This window comes from Enterobacter sp. 03-F-07-AD-ECC, assembly GCF_047530935.1.
Lineage (GTDB): Bacteria > Pseudomonadota > Gammaproteobacteria > Enterobacterales > Enterobacteriaceae > Enterobacter > Enterobacter cloacae.
This window is the reverse complement of sequence record NZ_JBLKBZ010000001.1, coordinates 208,053-230,824: the sequence shown is the minus strand read 5'-3', so window position 1 is coordinate 230,824 and position 22,772 is coordinate 208,053. Positions and strand designations below refer to the sequence as shown.

The following is a 22,772-nucleotide window of genomic DNA, read 5'->3' as shown; positions in this document are numbered from 1 at the left end:
ACATGATCGTTCGGTGCTTTATGTTCCGCCTAAATATCCGTTCAGCTTTAAGTCACGTGAGGCTTAAGTGAACGGCATTAGGCTTTACGGCCGGGCTTCCAGATTACTGTGGGTTAGCCGGTTTACGCGGACGGCGACGGCGCTGTCCTTCGCCTGCCGGTTTCCCTTCGCCGTCGCGGCGAGGCGGTTTATTGCCCGACTTCGGCGCACCGCCTTCGGCACGGCGTGGCTGCTGCTGACCACGGCCGCCGCCCTGACCGCGTCCACCGCCGCCACGCTGCTGCCGACCATTCTGAATTGGCTCCGCTTTAATGGACGGATCCACTTCGTACCCCGGCGTTTCAATACGCGGGATCTCTTTCTTCAGCAGGCGTTCGATGTCGCGCAGCAGTTTGTGTTCATCCACGCAGACCAGCGAGAGCGCTTCGCCAGTGGCCGCCGCACGACCAGTACGGCCGATACGGTGAACATAGTCTTCCGGCACGTTTGGCAGCTCGTAGTTCACCACGTGCGGCAGCTCTTCAATGTCCAGACCACGGGCAGCAATGTCGGTTGCCACCAGCACGCGGATATCACCGGATTTAAAGTCCGCCAGCGCACGGGTACGCGCCCCCTGGCTCTTGTTACCGTGGATAGCCGCACTGCGAATACCGTCTTTGTTCAGCTGTTCCGCCAGGTGGTTTGCACCGTGCTTGGTACGGGTAAAGACCAGCACCTGCTGCCAGTTACCCTGACCAATCATCTGGGAGAGCAGTTCCCGCTTACGCTTTTTATCAACGAAGTGCACGTGCTGGGTCACCTGCTCAGAGGCGGTGTTGCGACGCGCCACTTCAACTTCCAGCGGGTTATGCAGCAACTTTTCAGCCAGCGCTTTGATCTCGTCGGAGAAGGTCGCGGAGAACAGCAGGTTCTGACGGCGCGGCGGGAGCTTAGCCAGCACGCGGCGAATATCGTGGATAAAGCCCATGTCGAGCATGCGGTCGGCTTCGTCCAGCACCAGAATTTCGACGTTATCTAGCTTCACGGCGTTCTGATGTTCCAGATCCAGCAGACGGCCCGGCGTTGCCACCAGCACGTCCACGCCGCCGCGCAGTTTCATCATCTGTGGGTTAATGCTCACACCGCCGAAAACCACCAGCGAACGAATGTTGAGATAGCGGCTGTAGTCACGCACGTTCTCGCCAATCTGCGCCGCCAGCTCGCGGGTTGGGGTGAGGATCAGCGCACGAACCGGGCGACGCCCCTTCGCGTGCGGCTGTTTTTTTACCAGCAGCTCTAACAGTGGCAGGGTGAAGCCTGCGGTTTTACCGGTCCCGGTCTGGGCACTGGCCATAAGGTCACGGCCCTGCAGAACGGCAGGGATCGCCTGCTGCTGGATTGGGGTTGGCTCAACGTAGCCCTGCTCTGCGATCGCGCGCAGAATTTCCGGGTTCAGGCCAAGGGAATCAAAAGACATAAAAACTCCGAACCGCCCCGACCATCACAGGTGTAGTTTTCAGGGAGATATAACAATTAGGAGGACAAAAACCACAATGTCGCGAAGGGGCGGAGTGTAGCAGCTTTTGTGACGTGGCGCATAAAATATCCCTCCACCTTCCCTCGACGATTTCGCTAATCAGGCATAATCTTAATCAATCGATTGATTAATTTTTAATGCCGCTATGAATACAACCCCGACAACCTCTAAAGGCGAACAGGCCAAAAGCCAGCTTATTGCTGCCGCGCTGGCGCAGTTTGGTGAGTATGGCTTACACGCCACCACCCGGGATATCGCGGCGCAGGCCGGGCAAAACATTGCGGCTATCCCCTACTATTTTGGCTCAAAAGAGGATTTATACCTCGCCTGTGCCCAGTGGATCGCCGATTTTATTGGCACGCAGTTTCACCCGCACGTGGAGGAAGCCACCGCGCTGCTCAGCCAGCCGTCGCCCGATCGTGACGCTATCCGCCAGCTGATCCTCAACGCCTGCCACAACATGATCCGCCTGCTGACGCACGACGACACGCTGAACCTGAGTCGATTTATCTCCCGTGAACAGCTCTTCCCCACTGCCGCCTACCAGCTGGTGCATGACCAGGTGATTGCCCCGATGCACACGCACCTGACCCGGCTGATCGCGGCCTATACCGGGCAAGACGCCAACGATACCGCTACGATTTTGCATACCCACGCCCTGCTGGGTGAGATTCTGGCCTTCCGTCTGGGGCGAGAAACGATTCTGTTACGCACCGGCTGGACACAATTTGATGAGGATAAAGCCGCGCAGATTAGCCAGGTTATCACCTGTCATCTGGATCTGATCCTGCAAGGCTTAACGCAAAGGAGCCTGAAGTCATGAAAAAACCTGTCGCCATCATTCTGGTGGTTGTTGTTTTGCTTGCCGCAGGCGTCGGTGGCTGGCTGTGGTATCAAAGCCATCAGGATCGCGGCCTGACGCTGTACGGTAACGTTGATATTCGCACCGTGAACATGAGCTTCCGCGTCGGGGGGCGGCTGGCGTCGCTTAACGTAGATGAGGGTGACACCATCAAAACCGGGCAGACGCTGGGGATGCTTGATAAAGCGCCCTACGAGAACGCGCTGATGCAGGCAAAAGCCGGCGTTTCCGTCGCCCAGGCGCAATATGATCTGATGCTGGCCGGTTATCGTGACGAAGAGATTGCCCAGGCTGCTGCCGCAGTCAAACAGGCGCAGGCGGCCTATGACTATGCGCAGAATTTCTATGCCCGCCAGCAGGGGCTGTGGAAAAGCCGCACTATTTCGGCCAACGATCTGGAAAACGCCCGTTCATCACGCGATCAGGCTCAGGCAACGCTGAAATCCGCACAGGACAAACTGAGTCAGTACCACACCGGTAACCGCCCGCAGGATATCGCCCAGGCCAAAGCCAACCTTGAACAGGCGCAGGCCCAACTGGCCCAGGCGGAACTCGATCTGCACGACACCACGCTGGTGGCACCGTCTGACGGCACGCTGATGACCCGCGCCGTGGAGCCCGGCAGCATGCTCAACGCCGGAAGCACCGTTTTAACCCTGTCGCTCACCCGTCCGGTATGGGTGCGCGCCTACATTGATGAACCAAACCTCGGCCAGATGCAGCCGGGTCGCGAACTGTTGCTCTATACCGACGGTCGTCCCGATAAACCGTATCACGGCAAAGTGGGCTTTGTTTCACCCACCGCTGAATTCACGCCAAAAACGGTGGAAACGCCGGATCTGCGTACCGACCTGGTGTATCGCCTGCGCATCATCGTCACCGATGCGGACGACGCGCTGCGCCAGGGCATGCCAGTCACCGTAAAAGTGAACAGCGGGGAACGACATGAATGACGCGGTTATCCGGCTCGACAATCTGGTCAAACGCTTCGCGGGCATGGAAAAACCGGCCGTCGCGCCGCTGAACTGCACCATCCAGAAAGGCTATGTAACCGGGCTGGTTGGTCCGGACGGCGCAGGCAAAACCACGTTGATGCGGATGCTGGCAGGCCTGCTTAAGCCCGATGAAGGGGCGGCCAGCGTGCTCGGGCTCGATCCGATTAAAGATGACGGTGCACTCCACGCCATGCTCGGCTATATGCCGCAGAAGTTTGGTCTCTATGAAGACCTGACGGTGATGGAAAACCTTAATCTGTACGCCGATCTGCGTAGCGTGACCGGTGAAACCCGTCAGCAGACTTTCGCCCGTCTGCTGTCCTTCACTTCCCTCGGTCCCTTCACCGATCGTCTGGCGGGCAAGCTCTCCGGCGGGATGAAGCAAAAGCTGGGGCTGGCCTGTACGCTGGTCGGCGAGCCGAAAGTGCTGCTGCTGGATGAGCCCGGCGTGGGCGTGGACCCGATTTCACGCCGCGAGCTGTGGCAGATGGTGCACGAGCTGGCCGGTGACGGAATGCTGATCCTCTGGAGCACCTCCTATCTGGATGAAGCCGAGCAGTGTCGCGATGTGCTGCTGATGAACGAAGGCGAGCTGCTTTATCAGGGAGAACCGACGAAGCTGACCCAAAGCATGGCCGGACGCAGTTTCCTGATGCACAGCCCGCAGGAGTCGAACCGCAAACTGCTGCAACGGGTGCTGAAGCTGCCCCAGGTCAGCGACGGGATGATTCAGGGCCGTTCGGTGCGCGTGATCCTGACCAAAGAGGCGACCGAAGCGGATATTCGTCACGCGCCGGGCATGCCTGACATTGAGATGGAAGAGACGGCTCCCCGCTTTGAGGACGCGTTTATCGATCTGCTGGGCGGAGCGGGTACTTCGGAATCGCCGCTCGGGGCGATCCTGCACACGGTGGAAGGTACGCCGGGTGAGACGGTGATCGAAGCCAAATCCCTGACCAAAAAATTCGGTGATTTCGCCGCCACCGATAACGTCAATTTCGCGGTGAAGCGCGGTGAAATTTTTGGCCTGCTCGGGCCAAACGGCGCGGGGAAATCCACCACCTTTAAGATGATGTGTGGCCTGCTGGTGCCTACGTCCGGCAAAGCGCTGGTACTGGATATGGATTTGAAAGTCAGCTCCGGCAAGGCGCGCCAGCATCTGGGGTATATGGCGCAGAAGTTCTCGCTGTACGGCAACCTGACGGTCGAGCAGAACCTGCGCTTTTTCTCCGGCGTTTACGGCCTGCGAGGGCGCGCCCAGGACGAGAAAATCCACCGCATGAGCGAGGCGTTTGGCCTGACAGCTATCGCTTCCCACGCCACGGATGAGTTGCCCCTGGGCTTCAAACAGCGGCTGGCGCTGGCCTGCTCGCTGATGCACGAGCCCGATATTCTGTTTCTGGATGAACCCACGTCAGGCGTTGATCCCCTCACCCGCCGCGAGTTCTGGCTGCACATCAACAGCATGGTGGAGAAAGGGGTGACGGTGATGGTAACCACCCACTTTATGGACGAGGCGGAGTATTGCGACCGTATCGGGCTGGTCTATCGCGGCAAGTTGATTGCCCACGGCACGCCGGATGACCTGAAAGCCCAGGCTGCAGACGACGAGGTGCCGGACCCGACCATGGAGCAGGCGTTTATCACCCTCATCCACGACTGGGATAAGGAGAATGCCGATGCGCAATAAGGCGATTTCCTGGCGCCGGGTGCGCGCGCTGTGCATCAAAGAGACGCGTCAGATCGTGCGTGACCCCAGCAGCTGGCTGATTGCGGTGGTTATCCCGCTTCTGCTGCTGTTTATCTTCGGCTATGGGATCAACCTCGACTCCAGCAAGCTGCGGGTCGGGATATTACTGGAGCAGCAGAGCGAAGAGGCGCTGGACTTCACCCACGCCATGACCGGCTCGCCCTACATTGACGCCACCATCAGCGACAACCGGCAAGCGCTTATTCAGAAGATGCAGGCCGGGAAAATCCGCGGTCTGGTGGTGATCCCGGTCGATTTTGCCGCCAACATGGCGCGGGCAGATACCGCTGCGCCGATCCAGGTGATCACTGACGGCAGCGAGCCGAATACCGCCAACTTTGTCCAGGGCTACGTAGAGGGGATCTGGCAGCTCTGGCAGATGCAGCGCGCCGAAGACCGGGGCGAAACGTTCGAACCGCTGATCGACGTACAGATGCGCTACTGGTTTAACCCTGCCGCCATCAGCCAGCATTTTATTATCCCGGGTGCGGTCACCATCATTATGACGGTGATTGGCGCAATCCTGACCTCGCTGGTGATTGCCCGCGAGTGGGAGCGCGGCACCATGGAGGCGCTGCTTTCAACCGAAGTGACGCGCCTTGAGCTGCTGCTGTGTAAGCTTATCCCCTACTACTTCCTCGGCATGCTGGCGATGCTGCTCTGTATGCTGGTCTCGGTGTTTATCCTTGGGGTGCCGTACCGCGGCTCGCTGGTGCTGCTCTTTTTCATTACCAGCCTGTTCCTGCTGAGCACGTTGGGCATGGGGCTGCTCATCTCCACCGTCACCCGCAACCAGTTTAACGCCGCGCAGGTGGCGCTGAACGCCGCCTTTTTACCGTCGATTATGCTGTCCGGGTTTATCTTCCAGATAGACAGCATGCCCGCGGTGATCCGTGCCGTGACCTACATAATTCCGGCGCGCTATTTCGTCAGCACGCTGCAAAGCCTGTTCCTGGCGGGGAATATTCCGGTAGTGCTGATTATCAATACCCTGTTTTTGCTGGCGTCGGCGGCGATGTTTATTGGGCTGACGTGGATGAAAACCAAACGGCGTCTGGATTAAGGAGCGAACATGTTTCACCGTTTATGGACGTTAATACGCAAAGAGCTGCAATCGCTGCTGCGCGAGCCGCAAACCCGCGCCATTCTGGTGTTGCCGGTGCTCATCCAGGTGTTTCTGTTCCCTTTTGCCGCCACGCTTGAGGTGACCAACGCCACCATCGCGATTTACAACGAAGACAACGGTAAACATTCCGTCGAGCTGACCCAGCGCTTTGCCCGGGCGAAGGCTTTTACCCATATCCTGCTGCTGAAAAGCCCACAGGCGATCCAGCCCACCATCGATACCCAGAAAGCGCTGCTGCTGGTGCGTTTTCCGGCTGATTTTTCCCGCAATCTGGACACCTTCCAGCCCGCGCCCATGCAGTTGATCCTCGACGGGCGTAACTCCAACAGCGCGCAGATTGCCGCGAATTATCTGCAACAGGTGGTGAAGGATTATCAGCAGGAGTTGATGGAGGGGAAACCGAAGCCCAACAACAGCGAGCTGGTGGTACGTAACTGGTACAACCCAAACCTGGACTACAAATGGTTTGTGGTGCCGTCGCTGATCGCCATGATTACCACCATTGGGGTGATGATCGTCACCTCCCTGTCCGTCGCCCGCGAACGCGAGCAAGGTACGCTCGATCAACTGCTGGTCTCCCCGCTGGCGACCTGGCAAATCTTCGTCGGTAAAGCGGTTCCCGCCCTGATTGTTGCCACGTTCCAGGCCACCATCGTGCTGGGCGTGGGGATCTGGGCCTACCAGATCCCGTTCGCCGGGTCGCTGGCGCTGTTCTACTTCACGATGGTGATCTATGGACTGTCGCTGGTCGGGTTTGGCCTGCTGATTTCCGCGCTCTGCTCCACGCAGCAGCAGGCGTTTATTGGCGTATTTGTCTTTATGATGCCGGCCATCCTGCTCTCCGGGTATGTTTCGCCGGTTGAGAATATGCCGGTGTGGTTACAGGATCTGACGTGGATAAACCCGATTCGTCACTTTACGGATATCACCAAGCAAATTTATCTGAAGGATGCGAGTCTGGATATTATCTGGGGAAGTTTGTGGCCGCTACTGGTCATAGCGGCCACGACGGGGTCAGTGGCGTACGCGATGTTTAGACGCAACATTGCGTAGCTTTTTCTCTTTGGCCAGCAAAGAGACCACCGCAGGCCCTGCAAGAATGGCCAGACCGGCCAGCGCCAGCAGCAGGTTGTTTTGCAGCACGCGAGACAACAGCCACAGCACAATCATTGCGGCACCAAAGTACCAGGTGGTGGTGAGCTCTTCGAGCACATCACCCACCTCGCGCCAGCGCGCTTCATGATGGCGCTGCAGGAACAACATCGACAGCACGGTGACGCCATAGAGGACGCATAGTCCTAAGCCAACACGCACCAGCGTGCCGCTCATCCAGCCCATCACCAGTACGGCCACGACCAGTAAATGCAACATTATCTGCCAGCAACTTAGACCCGTTGCGACACGAACACGTTGTTGCCACTTCATGGCTTCTCTCCTGAAGGATTTTTCTCTGCTTAATCAGACTACCGCACTTTACGGAAAATTCCGTAACACCGCATCTTTTTGTGACGACGACTACACTTTATTTTCATTGGGATAGTCACTCAGGAAGGAGCTTATGACCAAAAAAATGCAGCATTTCTCGCTTAAAGTGCTGACGATAAACATTCATAAAGGCTTCACAGCATTTAATCGCCGCTTCATTTTACCGGAGCTGCGCGACGCGGTTCGCACCGTCAGCGCGGACATTGTCTGCCTGCAGGAAGTGATGGGCGCGCACGAGGTCCATCCGATGCACTTCGAAAACTGGCCCGACACGCCCCACTATGAATTTCTGGCCGACACCATGTGGAGTGATTACGCTTACGGCCGCAATGCGGTCTATCCTGAAGGGCATCACGGAAATGCGGTGCTGTCGCGTTATCCCATTGAACATTACGAGAACCGGGACGTCTCCGTCGGCGAAAGCGAAAAGCGTGGGCTGCTGTATTGCCGTATCACCCCGCCGGATCTCGATTTTCCGGTGCACGTTGGCTGTGTGCATCTCGGTCTGCGGGAAGCGCATCGCCAGGCACAGCTGCAGATGCTGGCTGAATGGACTAACGCCCTGCCCGAAGGAGAGCCGGTGGTGATTGCCGGGGATTTCAACGACTGGCGGCAGCGGGCTAACCACCCTCTGAAGGTGGAGGCCGGGCTGGAGGAGATTTTCACCCGCGCGCACGGCAGACCTGCGCGCACGTTTCCGGTGCGCTTCCCGTTGCTGAGGCTTGACCGCATTTATGTGAAAAACGCCCATGCCAGCAGCCCGACCGCGCTGGCGTTGCTTAACTGGCGCCACCTTTCCGACCATGCCCCGCTGAGCGCGGAGATCCACTTATGAAATGTACCTGGCAGGAAGGCAACCGGATCACGCTGCTGGTCAACGGGGACGAATATTACCCCGCCGTTTTTGATGCGATAGACCACGCGCAGCATAAAGTGATCCTCGAGACCTTTATCTGGTTTGAAGATGATGTGGGCAAACAGTTGCACAGCGTGCTGCTGCGCGCCGCCCAGCGCGGCGTCAAAATTGAAGCGCTGCTGGATGGCTATGGCTCGCCCGATCTTAGCGATGCGTTCGTGAATGAGCTCACTGCCGCAGGCGTTGTGTTCCGCTACTACGATCCCGGCCCTCGCCTGTTCGGCATGCGTACCAATCTCTTTCGCCGGATGCACCGCAAAATCGTCGTCGTTGATGAGACGGTGGCGTTTGTCGGTGGAATTAACTACTCCGCCGAGCATATGTCTGACTACGGCCCGGAGGCCAAGCAGGATTACGCCATCCGCATCGAAGGGCCTGTGGTTCAGGACATTTTGCTGTTTGAACTGGAAAACTTACCCGGCAAAGAGGCCGCCCGACGCTGGTGGAAGCGCCGCCATCGTCCGGAAGAGAACCGGAAGCCCGGCGAAGCGCAGGCGCTGTTCGTCTGGCGGGATAACGGCGAGCACCGGGACGATATTGAGCGCCACTACCTGAAAATGCTGGCGAATGCCAAACGCGAAGTGATCATCGCCAACGCCTACTTCTTCCCGGGCTACCGGCTGCTGCACGCCATGCGCAGTGCTGCCCGACGCGGCGTCCGCGTGAAGCTGATTGTGCAGGGCGAGCCGGATATGCCCATCGTCAAAGTCGGCGCGCGGCTGCTCTATAACTACCTGCTCAAAGGCGGAGTGCAAATCTACGAATACCGTCGCCGACCGCTGCACGGCAAAGTCGCGCTGATGGACGATCACTGGGCGACCGTCGGCTCCAGTAACCTCGATCCGCTGAGCCTGTCGCTTAACCTGGAAGCGAACCTGATCATTCACGATCGCCAGTTTAACCAGACCCTGCGGGATAACCTGCAGGGTCTGATCGTCAACGACTGCGTGCGCGTGGACGAGTCCATGGTGCCAAAACGCACCTGGTGGAATCTGGGGATCAGCGTAGTGGTGTTCCACTTCCTGCGCCATTTCCCGGCGATGGTGGGCTGGCTGCCGGCGCATACCCCAAAACTTGCGCTGGTGGATCCGCCTGTTCAACCCGAAATGGAAACCCAGGACCGCATTGAGGCGGAAGATGGAGGGAAAACCTGATGTCTAAATCGCATCCACGCTGGCGAATGGCGAAAAAGATCCTGACCTGGCTGTTTTTTATTGCCGTTGCGGTGCTGCTGGTGGTTTACGCGCAAAAGGTGGACTGGGAAGAGGTGTGGAAAGTCATCCGCAACTACAACCGGATGGTGCTGCTGGGAGCGGTTGGGCTGGTGATTGTGAGCTATCTGATGTACGGCTGCTATGACCTGCTGGGCCGCGCCTACTGCGGCCACAAGCTGGCAAAACGCCAGGTCATGCTGGTGTCGTTTATCTGCTACGCCTTTAACCTGACGCTCAGCACCTGGGTCGGAGGGATTGGCATGCGCTATCGCCTGTACTCGCGCCTGGGACTGCCCGGTGGGACTATCACGCGTATATTTTCGCTGAGCATCACCACCAACTGGCTGGGTTATATTCTGCTGGGTGGGGTGATCTTTACCATCGGCGTGGTGCAGTTGCCCGCACACTGGTATATCGATGAAGCCACGCTGCGGATTTTGGGTTTCGCGCTCCTGCTCATTATCGCCCTGTATCTCTGGGCCTGCGCCTTTGCCAGACGCCGCCATATGACCATCAAAGGGCAAAAGCTGGTTTTACCCTCATGGAAATTTGCCGTGCTGCAGATGGCGGTCTCCAGCGCCAACTGGATGGCGATGGGGACAATTATCTGGCTGCTCATTGGCGAAGATGTGAATTATTTCTTCGTGCTGGGGGTGCTGCTGGTGAGCAGTATTGCCGGGGTGATCGTACATATTCCGGCCGGGATTGGGGTGCTGGAAGCGGTATTTATCGCCCTGCTTGCCGGAGAACATGTTTCTCATGGGACGATTATCGCCGCCCTGCTCGCCTACCGCATGCTCTATTACTTCCTGCCGCTGGCGCTGGCCACGGTCTGTTATCTGGTGCTTGAGAGCCGGGCGAAGAAGCTGAGAGCGAAGAACGAGAAGGCGATGGCAAAATAGGCGCAGCGGTCTGATGCCCTCACCCCGGCCCTCTCCCACAGGGAGAGGGAGAAAAACCGCACCGTTAGGGTGAGGGGCAGTATTTAACGACGGTTGCCGAAAATACGCAGCAGCATCAGGAACAGGTTGATGAAGTCCAGATACAGCGTCAGGGCACCCAGAATTGAGTATTTACGCAGGTTGGAACTGTCACGCACGTCAATCTGCTCACCGATGTTTTTCAGCTTCTGGGTGTCGTAGGCGGTTAAGCCAACGAAAATCACCACCCCGATATAGGTTACCGCCCACATCAGCGCGTCGCTCTTCAGCCACAGGTTCACCAGCGACGCCAGCACAATCCCGATCAGCCCCATGAACAGCATGTTGCCAAGACCGCTGAGGTCACGTTTGGTGGTGTAACCGTACAGGCTCATCACACCAAACATCCCGCCGGTGACCACAAAGGTGCTGGCGATGGAGGAGTAGGTATAGACGATGAAAATGCTGGAAAGCGTCAGCCCCGTCAGTGCCGAATAGAGCATAAACAGGGTGGTCGCCATCCCGGCACTCAGCTTCTGTACCAGACCGGAGAGCACAAACACCAGTGCCAGTTGCGCAATGATCAGCCCAAAGAAGGTGATTTTGCTGGAAAAGATAAACATCATCAGTTCAGGGGTATTGGCCGCATACCACGCGATAAATGCGGTAAGCAGTAAGCCCACCGTCATCCAGCCATAAACCTGAGCCATATACGTCTGCAGGCCACTACGGGTCTGCTGTACTATCGAATCGGAACGCGGAAATCGGTCCATGATTCACTCCTGATTAAGTAGACACACACGTTAAGACTAACACATCCACATAAACCTGTTACCAACGGCTGGCGGCCTGTTTGTCGCTGTCGCGCGATTCAACCCACCGCTCCCCCTCCGGCGTCGCTTCACGTTTCCAGAACGGGGCTTTGGTTTTCAGGTAATCCATGATGAACTCCCCGGCGGCAAACGCGCTGCCGCGATGGGCGCTGGTCACCCCCACGAAAACGATCTCCTCGCCCGGCCACATCTCACCGATGCGGTGGATAACCGTCACACGCCCGAGCGGCCAGCGGCCTCGCGCCTCTTCGACGATCGCAGCCAGAGATTTCTCGGTCATGCCCGGATAGTGTTCCAGCGTCAGCGCTTTTACGCTGTCGCCAAGGTTGTGGTTACGCACTTTACCGGTGAAGGTCACAACAGCACCGTCTTCATCGCGCTCTGCCAGCCAGTGATATTCCGTACCGACATTAAAGCGCTCAGGGCTAACCAGAATTCGCGTATCAGCCATCTTAACCCCCCGTCACCGGTGGGAAGAAGGCCACTTCATCACCTGCCGCCAGCGGATGGGTAAACTCCACCAGCGTCTGGTTGACGGCGGCCAGCAGCTTCCCTTCATCCAGCGCCAGCGCCCAGCGGTCGCTTTGCGCCGCCAGATGCGCACGCAGTGCGGCAACGTCTTTAAACGTCGCTTCCAGCGTCAGGCTGTCGGTATTCACCAGTTCACGCACCTGGGCAAAAAAGAGCACCTTAATCATGGCTGTCCACCTTAAAATCACCGGATTTGCCGCCGCTTTTCGCCAGCAGACGAACCGGGCCAATCTCCATATCTTTCTGCACCGCTTTGCACATATCGTAGATAGTCAGCGCGGCAACGGACGCCGCCGTCAGCGCTTCCATCTCCACGCCCGTTTTACCGGTTAAACGACACAGCGATTCGATGCGCACGCGGTTGTGCTCTGGCTGGGCCTGAAGATTGACCTCCACCTTGCTGAGCATCAGCGGGTGGCAGAGCGGAATTAAGTCCCAGGTGCGTTTCGCCGCCTGGATCCCGGCGATGCGGGCAGTGGCAAAGACATCACCCTTATGGTGGCTGCCGTCGATAATCATCGCCAGGGTGTCTGGCAGCATGGTAACGAACGCTTCGGCACGCGCCTCGCGGACCGTTTCGGCCTTGGCAGAAACGTCCACCATATGCGCTTCGCCAGCGGCGTTAATGTGGGTCAGTTGCGACATAGCTTATTTCTTTAAATGGGGATGAAAATTACACGGACGGGTACGGGCATCCAGCTGCGGGGCGATAATGTTGTCCCACGCGGTGCGGCAGGCTTTGGTCGAGCCCGGCATGGCGAATATCAGTGTGTTGTTCGCCATGCCCGCCACCGCACGTGACTGCAGCGTCGAGGTACCAATCTCTTCAAACGACAGCATGCGGAACACTTCGCCGAAGCCTTCTACCTCGCGGTCAAACAGCGGGATAAGCGCCTCTGGCGCCTGGTCGCCTGCGGTAAAACCGGTGCCGCCGGTGATCAACACCACCTGCACTTCATCGCTGGCAATCCACTGGGAGACCTGCGCGCGTATGGCATAGCGGTTCTCTTTGACGATCGCTTTATCGACGATCTTATGCCCGGCGTCATGGGCGGCTTCGCGCAGCCAGTGGCCGGAGGTGTCATCCTCTTCGCCACGACGGTCGGAAACGGTAAGGATGGCAATACGTGTCGGGATAAATTCCGCGCTGACCTGACTCATCTTCTGGTTCCTTCTTAAGCCTGATTACCCGCCAATGTATGACAGGTTCTGAGTAATGCCGGTGTTGCCCTGATGCAGGAAGTGGGTCTGTTTTTTATGCGTCAGCGCCTCAGAAATACGCGCTTCCAGCGCGGCCTGTTGCGCATCGTCTTCCAGCAGATCGCGAAGGTTAACGCCGCCATCCCCGAACAGACACAGATGCAGTTTGCCCACCGAGGAGACGCGCAGGCGGTTACAGCTGGCGCAGAAATCTTTCTCGTAAGGCATGATAAGCCCAATCTCCCCTTCGTAATCCGGGTGACAAAAGACCTGCGCCGGGCCGTCGCTTCGCTGGCGGATCTGGTGGATCCAGCCGCGTTTAAGCAGCTCATCGCGCAACACCATGCCGGAGATATGGTGGCGGCGGAACAGCTCGCTGCCCTCGCCCGTCTCCATGAGTTCAATAAACCGCAGTTGAATGGGGCGGGATTTGATCCACGCCAGGAAGGTGTCCAGCTGATGATGGTTTACATCACGCATCAGCACGGTGTTGACTTTGACCTTATCGAACCCGGCGGTAAACGCAGCATCAATACCGTCCATCACCTGCTGGAATTTATCCTGGCCGGTAATGGCATGAAACTGACGGGCATCCAGGCTGTCCACGCTGACGTTAATGGCCGTTAAGCCCGCATCACGCCAGGTTGCGACATCGCGCGCCATGCGGTAGCCATTGGTGGTCACCGCAATCTGACGGATGCGTTCGTTTTCACGCACGGCGGCAATAATGTCGGGGAAGTCACGGCGCAGCGAAGGTTCTCCGCCGGTCAGACGCACTTTTTCCGTGCCGAGTGCCGAGAACGCGCGCGTAACGCGGCGAACTTCATCCACGGAGAGAAAGCCGTTATTGGTGACGCTGCCCGGTTTGTAGCCGTCGGGCAGACAGTAGGTGCAACGGAAGTTGCACACATCGGTAATCGACAGACGTAAGTAGTAAAACTTACGCGCGAAAGCATCAGTAAGTTGTGAAGCCATGTACACCTTTCCAGATACGGGAGGCACAGTCATTTCTTTCTGTACCCTGGTGGCATAGTTGCCACGGCCAGGGCGCCATATCTTTCGACACAGGCACCAGGGCTAGAGTGTATGTTTTCAAATTTGAAAACGTGGTTATGGCGATAGTAGCGCGTAAATCACCCTTTCGCCATTACCGCTTAACGCTATATAAACATGTATATAGCGACCTGATCGTGCATTTTCGTTACAGAATACGCCAAAACAGCAGATTCGCATTGATATACGTCATTTTGCCCTGGCTGAGGCATCGTCTTTTAGGGGTAGTTAGGTTACTGTTACGCAGATAGAACGTGATAAGGAATAGGTATGCGCAATCGCACTTTTGCGGATCTTGACCGGGTGGTGGCACTGGGTGGAGGCCATGGTCTGGGCCGGGTGATGTCCTCTTTGTCATCCCTTGGCTCAAGACTGACAGGGATAGTAACAACAACGGATAACGGCGGATCGACGGGGCGGATCCGACGCGCAGAAGGCGGCATTGCCTGGGGCGATATGCGTAACTGCCTGAACCAGTTAATTACCGAACCGAGCGTCGCCTCGGCGATGTTTGAGTACCGTTTTGGCGGTAACGGGGAACTTTCCGGGCATAACCTCGGAAATTTGATGCTTAAAGCGCTGGATCACCTGAGCGTGCGCCCGCTGGAAGCGATCAATCTCATCCGCAATCTGCTCAAAGTGGATGCGTTCCTGATCCCGATGTCTGAACAACCGGTCGATTTGATGGCCATCGACGTGGAAGGCCATGAAGTGTACGGCGAAGTGAATATTGATCAGCTTACGCTGCCGCCGAAAGAGCTGATGACTTACCCGGCCGTTCCCGCCACGCGCGAAGCGGTTGAGGCCATCGCCGAGGCGGATTTGATCCTGATTGGCCCGGGCAGTTTTTACACCAGCCTGATGCCGATTTTACTGGTGAAAGAGCTGGCGCAGGCCCTGCGCAGAACGCCCGCCCCGATGGTGTACATCGGTAATTTAGGCCGCGAATTGAGTCCGGCAGCGGCCAGCCTGTCCCTGGCGGATAAACTGGAGCTGATGGAGCAGTACGTCGGTAAAAAAATCATCGACGGTGTTGTGGTCGGGCCGAAAGTGGATGTGACGGGCATTGGCGATCGCGTGGTGGTGCAGGAGCCGCTGGAGGCCAGCGATATCAAATACCGTCATGACCGTCACTTGTTGCGTGACGCGCTGGAGAAGGCGATTCAGGAGTTGGGTTAGGCTCGTTTTGTGCGGCCTGATGCCCTCATCCTGGCCCTCTCCCACAGGGAGAGGGCGAAAACACGCTGCTTTTAAGATGCGGCGATGAAAAGATCCCGCAGCTGATGCAGCTGGTCGCGAATTTGCGCTGCCTCTTCGAACTCCAGGTTCTGGGCGTGCTGCATCATCTGCGCTTCCAGCTCGTGGATTTTCTGCTGCAGCGCTTTCGGCGTCAGCGCGACGGTATCTTCCTCCACCACGGAACGCGCCTTGCCGCGTCCTTTCGCTTTGGTCTTCGCAATGTTCTGACCCAGGGCCAGAATATCCACCACCTTCTTGTTCAGACCCTGCGGCGTAATGCCATGCTCTTCGTTGTAGCGCTGCTGTTTCTCGCGACGGCGTTCCGTTTCGCCAATCGCTTTCGCCATCGACGGGGTGATTTTATCGCCGTAGAGAATCGCTTTACCGTTGACGTTACGCGCGGCGCGGCCAATGGTCTGGATCAGCGAGCGCTCAGAACGCAGGAAGCCCTCTTTGTCGGCGTCGAGGATTGCCACCAGCGAGACTTCCGGCATATCCAGACCCTCTCGCAACAGGTTGATCCCCACCAGCACGTCAAACTCGCCCAGACGCAGGTCGCGGATAATTTCCATACGCTCCACGGTATCGATATCCGAGTGCAGATAACGCACCTTCTCGCCGTGTTCTTCCAGATATTCGGTCAGGTCTTCCGCCATACGTTTGGTCAACGTGGTGACCAGCACGCGCTCGTTGATTGCCGAACGGGCGCGGATCTCGGAGAGCAGATCGTCCACCTGCGTCGCAACCGGACGGACTTCGATCACCGGATCCAGCAGCCCTGTCGGACGAACCACCTGGTCAACCACCTCATCGCCCGATTTCTCCAGCTCGTAGTTGCCCGGCGTCGCCGAAACGTAAATGGTTTGCGGTGCCAGCGCTTCAAACTCTTCAAACTTCATCGGACGGTTGTCCAGCGCCGACGGCAGACGGAAGCCGTACTCAACCAGCGTCTCTTTACGCGCGCGGTCACCGCGATACATCCCGCCGATCTGCGGGATCGTGACGTGGGATTCGTCGATCACCAGTAACCCGTCCGCCGGAAGGTAGTCAAACAACGTCGGCGGCGGCTCGCCCGGCCCACGACCGGAGAGGAAACGGGAGTAGTTTTCGATGCCGGAGCAGTAGCCCAGCTCGTTCATCATCTCCAGATCGAACTGGGTACGCTGGCTCAGGCGTTGCTCTTCCAGCAGTTTATTGTTCGCCAGCAGCACCTTACGGCGTTCCGCCAGCTCCTCTTTGATCTCTTCCATCGCCTGCACAATACGCTCGCGTGGCGTTACGTAGTGCGTTTTCGGGTAGATGGTGTAACGCTGAATAACGGACTCGACGTGGCCGGTGAGCGGGTCGAACAGCGACAGGCGTTCCACCTCTTCGTCAAACAGCTCAACGCGCAGGGCAATGTCGTCCGATTCCGCCGGGAAGATGTCGATAACCTCGCCGCGCACGCGGAACGTACCGCGCTGGAACGCCTGGTCGTTACGGGTGTACTGCAGCTCCGCCAGTCGGCGCAAAATCGCGCGCTGATCGATGATCATCCCCTGCGTCAGGTGCAGCATCATCTTGAGGTAGAGATCCGGGTCGCCCAGACCGTAGATGGCAGACACCGATGCGACCACCACCACATCACGACGCTCCAGCAGCGCCTTCGTCGCCGAGAGACGCATCTGCTCAATGTGTTCGTTCACCGAGGCATCTTTCTCGATGAAGGTGTCAGAGCTCGGCACATAGGCTTCTGGCTGGTAGTAATCGTAATACGAGACGAAATACTCGACGGCATTCTCCGGGAAGAACTCTTTCATCTCGCCATACAGCTGCGCCGCCAGCGTTTTGTTGGGCGCCAGCACCATGGTGGGGCGTTGCAGATCCGCAATGACGTTGGCGATGGTGAAGGTTTTACCCGAACCGGTCACCCCCAGCAGCGTCTGGTGTGCCAGCCCATCTTCCAGCCCCTCTTCAAGACGACGGATCGCCTCAGGCTGGTCGCCAGAAGGACGGAAAGCAGAATTCAGTTTGAACGGTTTACTCATGGGCGACAACCTGGTGATGTAAAAAGCGGCAGGTGAGTAATTTTACTCGTTGTGGCCAGGAATGCCAGTAAAAAACACTGGATGTAAAACCAGTAGCGTGTCACGATATTTAGCATAGCACCCGAAGGATTAGCGTATTCCCGGTCAAAATTTCGACTGAGACGACATAAAACACCAGCCCTACCCGGTTATCCCCAGAACATTTTCATTTTTAACATTTGTCAAGCCAGGTAATGGTTGTTTTATGGCAACCGGTGACACTTTTATGACGGCAATTGATTTTATCTAACCATTTAAATCTTAAAGGATATTTTCCAGAGCCGCGTTTCGCGTCAATTTGGGCGTAACCCGCGTCCTCTCTCGCTTATCGCGTGTTTTCTAACTCTAATGCACATGGTTATCCACAGGAATAGTGGATAACTGCGTCCAGCCCATACAGACTGCCGCTCAGCAAATTCCCGGTTTTTCCCACGAGGCGGTGACAAAAAATTTTTATCGCTAATTTTTGCCAATCAACCGTTGCGTTATTCATAACCAATCAATGAGATCTTGCTCACAATTCAGCCATTTCAGTCCCTGCACCACCGCTAACAGTTCTGGCACTGAGACAGTGCAATCCGCTTATCGATCGGTCGTTTTGCGACGGCATTATCCTAAAAAAGCCTCTTTTTTAATCAGTTCAACGGTTCTGGCAGGAGATTTGCAGATTCATTAACGAGCCTCACCCACATACATTTTTAAGGAGAGAAAGATGTTGAGTCTGCGTGCAGTCAATCAGTTTTACGGAAACCAACATACGCTATGGAATGTCGATTTGGATTTACCGCAGGGCTTATGCACAGGGGTGATTGGCCTGCCCGGCATGGGAAAAACCACCCTCATCAACTGCATCACCGGCGCGTTACCGGTGCAGAGCGGAACCATCGTCTGGCACGAAGCCGGTGCCCCGCCCTGTGATTTACTGCGTCAGGCACCGGATCAACGCGCGCTGCCGGGGATTGGCTACGTGCCACAGGACCGACGGATTTTTTCGCAACTGACCATTGAGGAAAACTTGCACATCGCCATGCGGGCGACAGGGGCAACGGACACGCGCGCAAAAAGCGATGTCTATGACCTGTTCCCGCAGCTATGGGCGCTGCGACAGATTCGGGCGAACGGGCTCTCCCCGGACGATCAGTATCAGCTGGCTCTGGCTAACGCGCTGGTCAACCGACCGCGGGTATTGATTCTGGATGAGCCGCTGCAGGGCGCAGGGTACAGCTTTGCTCAGAAGCTGGGCCATCTGCTGGCGAGGCTTAATCGTGAGCTGGGGATGACGGTGTTATTAGCCGAGCAGCAGCTGTCGTTTATCCGCCGGGTAGCGGATCGTTTCTGTATGCTGTATCGCGGGCGTAACGTGGCCCAGGGCCACGTTACCGAGCTGGATGACGAGCTTATTGCCCACTGGATGTCGCGGGAAGCAAGGCACTGAGGTCGAGGTAATGCCCGGTGTCGGCGTGCTCAGCACCGTCCGCAAGCCATGGGATCTCCCCCAGGAACGGCGCGGGAAGCACTCGCCTGAGCGTGGCCAGATACTCCTGATGACGCTTACCGGGTGCGACCACGTCGTTGGCTATCCAGCCCGCCAAACGCAGCCCGGCCTGCTGAACGGCCTGTGCCGTTAACATGGCGTGGTTGATACAGCCGAGCTTCACCCCGACCACGAGGATCACCGGAAGCTGCTCACGCTGGACCCAGTCCGCAAACGTCAGTTCGTCCGACAGCGGCGTAAACCAGCCCCCTGCGCCTTCCACCAGCACCCAGTCAGCCTGGCGCTCCAGTGCGCGCAGGCCGTCCGAGAGCACGGAAAACGCGATGGGGCGGCCTTCATCGGCGCTGATAATGTGCGGCGACGTCGGCTCGGCAAAGGTATAAGGATTCACCGCCGCATAGTCCAGCGGCAGCGTGCTGTTACGCTGCAGCGCCAGCGCGTCGGTGTTGCGTAACCCCTGTGCCGTCATCTCACTTCCGGAGGCGACGGGCTTGTACCCGGCGGTGGTTTTGCCCTGCAGACGAGCCGCCTGCAACAGTGCGGAACTGGCCACCGTTTTACCCACTTCGGTATCCGTTCCGGTGACAAAATAACGTTCAGTCACGTTCGATAATCCCATGAAAGAGTTGATAAGAGAGCGGGAAAGTGCCCCGCCGCTGCGGCCAGGCCAGCTCCAGGCGCTGCAACTGCCCGCGCGTGAGCGGTTTTCTCTCGCGCCCGTCATGCAGATGCGTAGCGCCAATGCCCTTCAGCGAGCGCATGGCGCTGAACGCATCGCTAAAGTTCAGCGTGATGTTCTGCACCTGGCTGCGAAAGCGCCAGCCCGTCAGCGCGTCCGTCACCTGTTCATACGCTAAAAAGCGGTTGGCGTGCGGCTGTTCGTCTACCGCTTTCCATGCCTGATTCAGCTCGGGCAGCGAGCTTTCCAGCAGGGTGGTAAAGGCCACCTTTCCGCCCGGACGCGCCACGCGATACAGCTCGTTTAACGCCTGCGAAAGGCTACTGCACCACTGTACCGCCAGGTGACTCCACACCAGATCGAACTGCGCATCCTGCAGCGGAAGCGACTCAATATCGCCAGTCAGATAGCGGTCAGCCGCCTGTTGCTGTCGCGCCTCGTCCAGCATCTGCTCAGAGAGATCGAGTGCGGTGACGTGGCTTCCGGCGTCGCGCCAGTAGCGGCTGTTGCCGCCGGGGCCGCATCCGGCATCCAGTACGTACCGGAAACGACGCGCACCGAGTAGCTCAAGCAGCCCCTGAGCGCTCTGACGCTGAAGCTCATCATGCTGAGAATAACTGCGTGCAGCACGGCCAAACGCCGCCGCAATGGCCTGTTTATTGACTGGCGACATGGAGAGCCTCCAGCAGCGCATCGATATCTTCCGCTTTGTGCGCCGCCGTCAGCGTCAGACGCAGACGCGCCGTACCCGGCGGCACGGTGGGCGGACGGATGGCCGTGACCCACATTCCCCGTTCGCGCAGCGTCTGTGCCAGCGCGAGCGCGCGGTTGTTTTCCCCCACGATAACGGGCTGGATGGCGCTCTGCGAGTCGGTGCTTTGGAAAGGAAGCCGATCCAGACCCTGACGGAAACGCTGAATATGTTCTGCCAGACGCGCGCGCCGTTCAGCCCCCTCTTCACCGCGGATCACCTCCAGCGAGGCAGAGAGCGCCACCGCCTGCGCAGGCGGCATACTGGTGCTGTAAATCAGATGTCGGGCGAACTGCAGCAGATAATCGGCGACGGACTCGCTGCACAGCACGGCGGCCCCGCTCACGCCAACGCCTTTGCCAAAGGTGACGATCAGCAGTTCCGGCTTCACGCCCTGCTGACTGGCGCTACCGCGACCGTCCTCACCCATCACGCCAATACCGTGGGCATCATCCACCAGCAGCCAGGCGTTTTGCTGTTTCGCAACGTCAGACAGCGCACGAAGCGGCGCGCTGTCGCCATCCATGCTAAAGACCCCTTCCGTCACCACCAGCTGTTGTCCGGCACAGGGTTTATCCAGCAGCGTGGCGAGCGAAAGCGCATCATTGTGGGCAAAGCGCCGCAGCTGTGCCGGGCTGAGACTCGCCGCCTCCAGCAAAGAGGCGTGGCTTAAGCGGTCCGCGGTGATACGATCGTCCTTGCCCATCAGCGCGGCAATCACCGCCTGATTGGCGGCAAAGCCGGAGATGAACAGCAGCGCGCGCGGATAGCCCAGCCAGTCGGCAAGCGTCTCTTCCAGCCCCTGATGCGCTGTTGTATAGCCGCTGACGTGCCCCGAACCGCCGCTGCCCACGCCGTAGTGTTCCGCCCCCTGCTGCCAGGCGCGAACAATCGCCGGATGCTGGCTCAGGCCGAGATAATCATTGCTGGAAAAATTACAGTACTGCCGCCGGGCGTGGGTCAGAAAACGGCCTGCACCGTTTTCCACTACCCTGCGAACGCGAAAAGCATCCCGCGCCCGGCGCTCTTCGAGCGCGGATTGAATACGAGCCTGCCAGGTCATACGGATGCCGCGTTGTAGAACTGTTCGGTATCGGCGTTGAAAATCTGCTGCTCCAGCTGCTGCTGTTGCTCGTTATCTCCCGCCAGCACCTCGGTCTGATGCGGGTTCAGCCCCAGCTTGCGGAACAGCTGGACGTCTTTGTCCTCTTCCGGGTTCGGCGTGGTCAGCAGCTTGCAGCCGTAGAAGATGGAGTTAGCGCCAGCCATAAAGCACATCGCCTGCGTCTGCTCGTTCATCTGTTCGCGACCGGCAGAAAGGCGGACGTATGAGGTTGGCATCATGATGCGCGCGACCGCGATGGTGCGGATAAAATCAAACGCATCGACATCCTCGTTATCCGCCAGTGGCGTGCCTTTGACCTTCACCAGCATGTTGATTGGCACGCTTTCCGGCGGGGTCGGCAGGTTCGCCAGTTGCAGCAGCAGACCGGCGCGATCTTTCACCGTCTCGCCCAGCCCCACAATCCCGCCCGAGCACACTTTGATGCCCGCTTCGCGCACTTTGTCCAGCGTATCCAGACGCTCCTGATAGGTACGGGTGGTGATGATGTTGCCGTAAAACTCTGGCGAGGTGTCAAGGTTGTGGTTGTAATAATCCAGCCCTGCAGCAGACAGGCGCTGCGCCTGCTCTTCGTTCAGCGTGCCGAGGGTCATACAGGCTTCCAGCCCCATCTCTTTGACCCCTTTTACCATCTGCTCCAGGTACGGCATGTCGCGATCGTGTGGGTTTTTCCATGCCGCCCCCATGCAGAAACGGGTAGAGCCCGCGTTTTTCGCCTTACGCGCGGAGTCGAGCACCTGCTCCACTTCCATCAGACGTTCAGATTCCAGCCCGGTTTTATAGCGCGCGCTCTGCGGGCAATATTTGCAATCTTCCGGGCAGGCACCGGTCTTGATCGACAGCAGCGTACTGACCTGAACATGGCGCGGATCGAAGTGCTGACGATGCACCTGTTGGGCTTCGAACATCAGCTCCAGGAAAGGTTTATTGAATAATTCAGTGACTTGCGACATCGTCCAGCGTGCGTGGTGAGCCATGGGGCTTCTCCAAAGGGTTTTGTTAATTTTCGGTTCGGTTT

General features: G+C 57.9%; 23 protein-coding genes and 1 riboswitch. Of the genes, 10 read left to right on the top strand and 13 right to left on the bottom strand.

Features of this window, described 5'->3' with window-relative positions:
- Positions 1-103 precede the first annotated feature (103 nt).
- The gene (rhlE, locus tag ACMWKA_RS01140; RefSeq protein ID WP_414759918.1) at positions 104-1,456 is read right to left on the bottom strand and encodes an ATP-dependent RNA helicase RhlE; all 1,353 of its coding nucleotides are present in this window, start codon (positions 1,454-1,456) and stop codon (positions 104-106) included.
- Positions 1,457-1,661: 205 nt separating this feature from the next.
- On the opposite strand from rhlE, the gene cecR reads away from it, so the two are divergent.
- Genes cecR through ACMWKA_RS01115 form a run of 5 tightly spaced genes read left to right on the top strand, consistent with a single transcriptional unit; the run spans position 1,662 to position 7,302 of the window.
- Positions 1,662-2,339, top strand: a complete 678-nt coding sequence (gene cecR / locus ACMWKA_RS01135) for a transcriptional regulator CecR (protein ID WP_013097480.1) — start codon at positions 1,662-1,664, stop codon at positions 2,337-2,339.
- Complete coding sequence (hlyD, locus tag ACMWKA_RS01130) at positions 2,336-3,331, top strand: secretion protein HlyD (protein ID WP_414759917.1); 996 nt, start codon at positions 2,336-2,338, stop codon at positions 3,329-3,331. The genes cecR and hlyD overlap by 4 nt, the downstream gene beginning before the upstream one ends.
- Positions 3,324-5,063, top strand: coding sequence for an ATP-binding cassette domain-containing protein (locus ACMWKA_RS01125; RefSeq protein WP_013097482.1), 1,740 nt, complete (start codon positions 3,324-3,326; stop codon positions 5,061-5,063). Before hlyD ends, ACMWKA_RS01125 begins: the two co-directional genes overlap by 8 nt.
- Entirely contained in the window at positions 5,053-6,186 is a 1,134-nt protein-coding gene (locus ACMWKA_RS01120; RefSeq protein ID WP_038418946.1) for an ABC transporter permease, read from the top strand. The genes ACMWKA_RS01125 and ACMWKA_RS01120 overlap by 11 nt, the downstream gene beginning before the upstream one ends.
- A 9-nt stretch (positions 6,187-6,195) precedes the next feature.
- Positions 6,196-7,302: an ABC transporter permease gene (locus ACMWKA_RS01115; protein ID WP_014831156.1), complete on the top strand. Its 1,107-nt coding sequence runs from the start codon at positions 6,196-6,198 to the stop codon at positions 7,300-7,302.
- Here ACMWKA_RS01115 and ACMWKA_RS01110 read toward each other — a convergent pair.
- Entirely contained in the window at positions 7,264-7,674 is a 411-nt protein-coding gene (locus ACMWKA_RS01110) for a YbhQ family protein (RefSeq protein WP_014831155.1), read from the bottom strand. The two genes, ACMWKA_RS01115 and ACMWKA_RS01110, sit on opposite strands and share 39 nt — an antisense overlap.
- Positions 7,675-7,807: 133 nt before the next feature.
- Here ACMWKA_RS01110 and ACMWKA_RS01105 point away from each other — a divergent pair, with 133 nt between their 5' ends.
- The 3 genes from ACMWKA_RS01105 to ACMWKA_RS01095 are packed head-to-tail and all read left to right on the top strand — an operon-like array spanning position 7,808 to position 10,766.
- On the top strand, positions 7,808-8,569 hold the full coding sequence (locus ACMWKA_RS01105) for an endonuclease/exonuclease/phosphatase family protein (protein WP_058683717.1): 762 nt from the start codon (positions 7,808-7,810) through the stop codon (positions 8,567-8,569).
- Positions 8,566-9,804, top strand: a complete 1,239-nt coding sequence (gene clsB, locus ACMWKA_RS01100) for a cardiolipin synthase ClsB (RefSeq protein WP_020684983.1) — start codon at positions 8,566-8,568, stop codon at positions 9,802-9,804. The genes ACMWKA_RS01105 and clsB overlap by 4 nt, the downstream gene beginning before the upstream one ends.
- Entirely contained in the window at positions 9,804-10,766 is a 963-nt protein-coding gene (locus ACMWKA_RS01095) for a lysylphosphatidylglycerol synthase transmembrane domain-containing protein (RefSeq protein ID WP_114519137.1), read from the top strand. Before clsB ends, ACMWKA_RS01095 begins: the two co-directional genes overlap by 1 nt.
- Before the next feature lie 83 nt (positions 10,767-10,849).
- Here the strand turns inward: ACMWKA_RS01095 and ACMWKA_RS01090 are convergent, their stop codons facing one another.
- From ACMWKA_RS01090 to moaA, 6 genes are all read right to left on the bottom strand, one after another.
- Positions 10,850-11,557, bottom strand: coding sequence for a Bax inhibitor-1 family protein (locus ACMWKA_RS01090; protein ID WP_014831151.1), 708 nt, complete (start codon positions 11,555-11,557; stop codon positions 10,850-10,852).
- Between the two features lie 58 nt (positions 11,558-11,615).
- On the bottom strand, positions 11,616-12,068 hold the full coding sequence (moaE, locus tag ACMWKA_RS01085) for a molybdopterin synthase catalytic subunit MoaE (RefSeq protein ID WP_013097490.1): 453 nt from the start codon (positions 12,066-12,068) through the stop codon (positions 11,616-11,618).
- A gap of 1 nt (position 12,069) precedes the next feature.
- On the bottom strand, positions 12,070-12,315 hold the full coding sequence (gene moaD, locus ACMWKA_RS01080) for a molybdopterin synthase sulfur carrier subunit (protein ID WP_013097491.1): 246 nt from the start codon (positions 12,313-12,315) through the stop codon (positions 12,070-12,072).
- A complete protein-coding gene (gene moaC, locus ACMWKA_RS01075) occupies positions 12,308-12,793 on the bottom strand; it encodes a cyclic pyranopterin monophosphate synthase MoaC (protein ID WP_248048221.1) in 486 nt (161 codons plus the stop codon). The genes moaD and moaC overlap by 8 nt, the downstream gene beginning before the upstream one ends.
- Before the next feature lie 3 nt (positions 12,794-12,796).
- Complete coding sequence (moaB, locus tag ACMWKA_RS01070) at positions 12,797-13,309, bottom strand: molybdenum cofactor biosynthesis protein B (RefSeq protein ID WP_013097493.1); 513 nt, start codon at positions 13,307-13,309, stop codon at positions 12,797-12,799.
- 24 nt (positions 13,310-13,333) lie between these two features.
- Positions 13,334-14,323, bottom strand: coding sequence for a GTP 3',8-cyclase MoaA (gene moaA / locus ACMWKA_RS01065; RefSeq protein WP_058680904.1), 990 nt, complete (start codon positions 14,321-14,323; stop codon positions 13,334-13,336).
- Positions 14,311-14,445, bottom strand: a riboswitch (molybdenum cofactor riboswitch). Its footprint overlaps the gene before it by 13 nt.
- 226 nt (positions 14,446-14,671) lie before the next feature.
- On the opposite strand from moaA, the gene yvcK reads away from it, so the two are divergent.
- Positions 14,672-15,580, top strand: a complete 909-nt coding sequence (gene yvcK / locus ACMWKA_RS01060; protein WP_013097495.1) for a uridine diphosphate-N-acetylglucosamine-binding protein YvcK — start codon at positions 14,672-14,674, stop codon at positions 15,578-15,580.
- A 71-nt stretch (positions 15,581-15,651) separates the two neighbouring features.
- Here the strand turns inward: yvcK and uvrB are convergent, their stop codons facing one another.
- Positions 15,652-17,667, bottom strand: a complete 2,016-nt coding sequence (uvrB, locus tag ACMWKA_RS01055) for an excinuclease ABC subunit UvrB (protein ID WP_013097496.1) — start codon at positions 17,665-17,667, stop codon at positions 15,652-15,654.
- A gap of 751 nt (positions 17,668-18,418) precedes the next feature.
- Between uvrB and ACMWKA_RS01050 the strand changes: the two genes are divergently transcribed.
- Positions 18,419-19,141 carry an ABC transporter ATP-binding protein gene (locus tag ACMWKA_RS01050; protein WP_023622020.1) on the top strand — a complete coding sequence of 241 codons (723 nt, stop codon included), beginning with the start codon at positions 18,419-18,421 and terminating at the stop codon, positions 19,139-19,141.
- On the opposite strand, the gene bioD is transcribed toward ACMWKA_RS01050, so the two are convergent.
- Genes bioD through bioB form a run of 4 tightly spaced genes read right to left on the bottom strand, consistent with a single transcriptional unit; the run spans position 19,104 to position 22,731 of the window.
- A complete protein-coding gene (gene bioD, locus ACMWKA_RS01045) occupies positions 19,104-19,805 on the bottom strand; it encodes a dethiobiotin synthase (RefSeq protein ID WP_020685271.1) in 702 nt (233 codons plus the stop codon). The genes ACMWKA_RS01050 and bioD overlap by 38 nt on opposite strands.
- Complete coding sequence (gene bioC / locus ACMWKA_RS01040) at positions 19,798-20,553, bottom strand: malonyl-ACP O-methyltransferase BioC (RefSeq protein WP_369706376.1); 756 nt, start codon at positions 20,551-20,553, stop codon at positions 19,798-19,800. The genes bioD and bioC overlap by 8 nt, the downstream gene beginning before the upstream one ends.
- Entirely contained in the window at positions 20,537-21,694 is a 1,158-nt protein-coding gene (gene bioF, locus ACMWKA_RS01035; RefSeq protein ID WP_214553445.1) for an 8-amino-7-oxononanoate synthase, read from the bottom strand. The genes bioC and bioF overlap by 17 nt, the downstream gene beginning before the upstream one ends.
- The gene (gene bioB, locus ACMWKA_RS01030) at positions 21,691-22,731 is read right to left on the bottom strand and encodes a biotin synthase BioB (RefSeq protein WP_014831141.1); all 1,041 of its coding nucleotides are present in this window, start codon (positions 22,729-22,731) and stop codon (positions 21,691-21,693) included. Before bioB ends, bioF begins: the two co-directional genes overlap by 4 nt.
- Between the last annotated feature and the right edge of the window lie 41 nt (positions 22,732-22,772).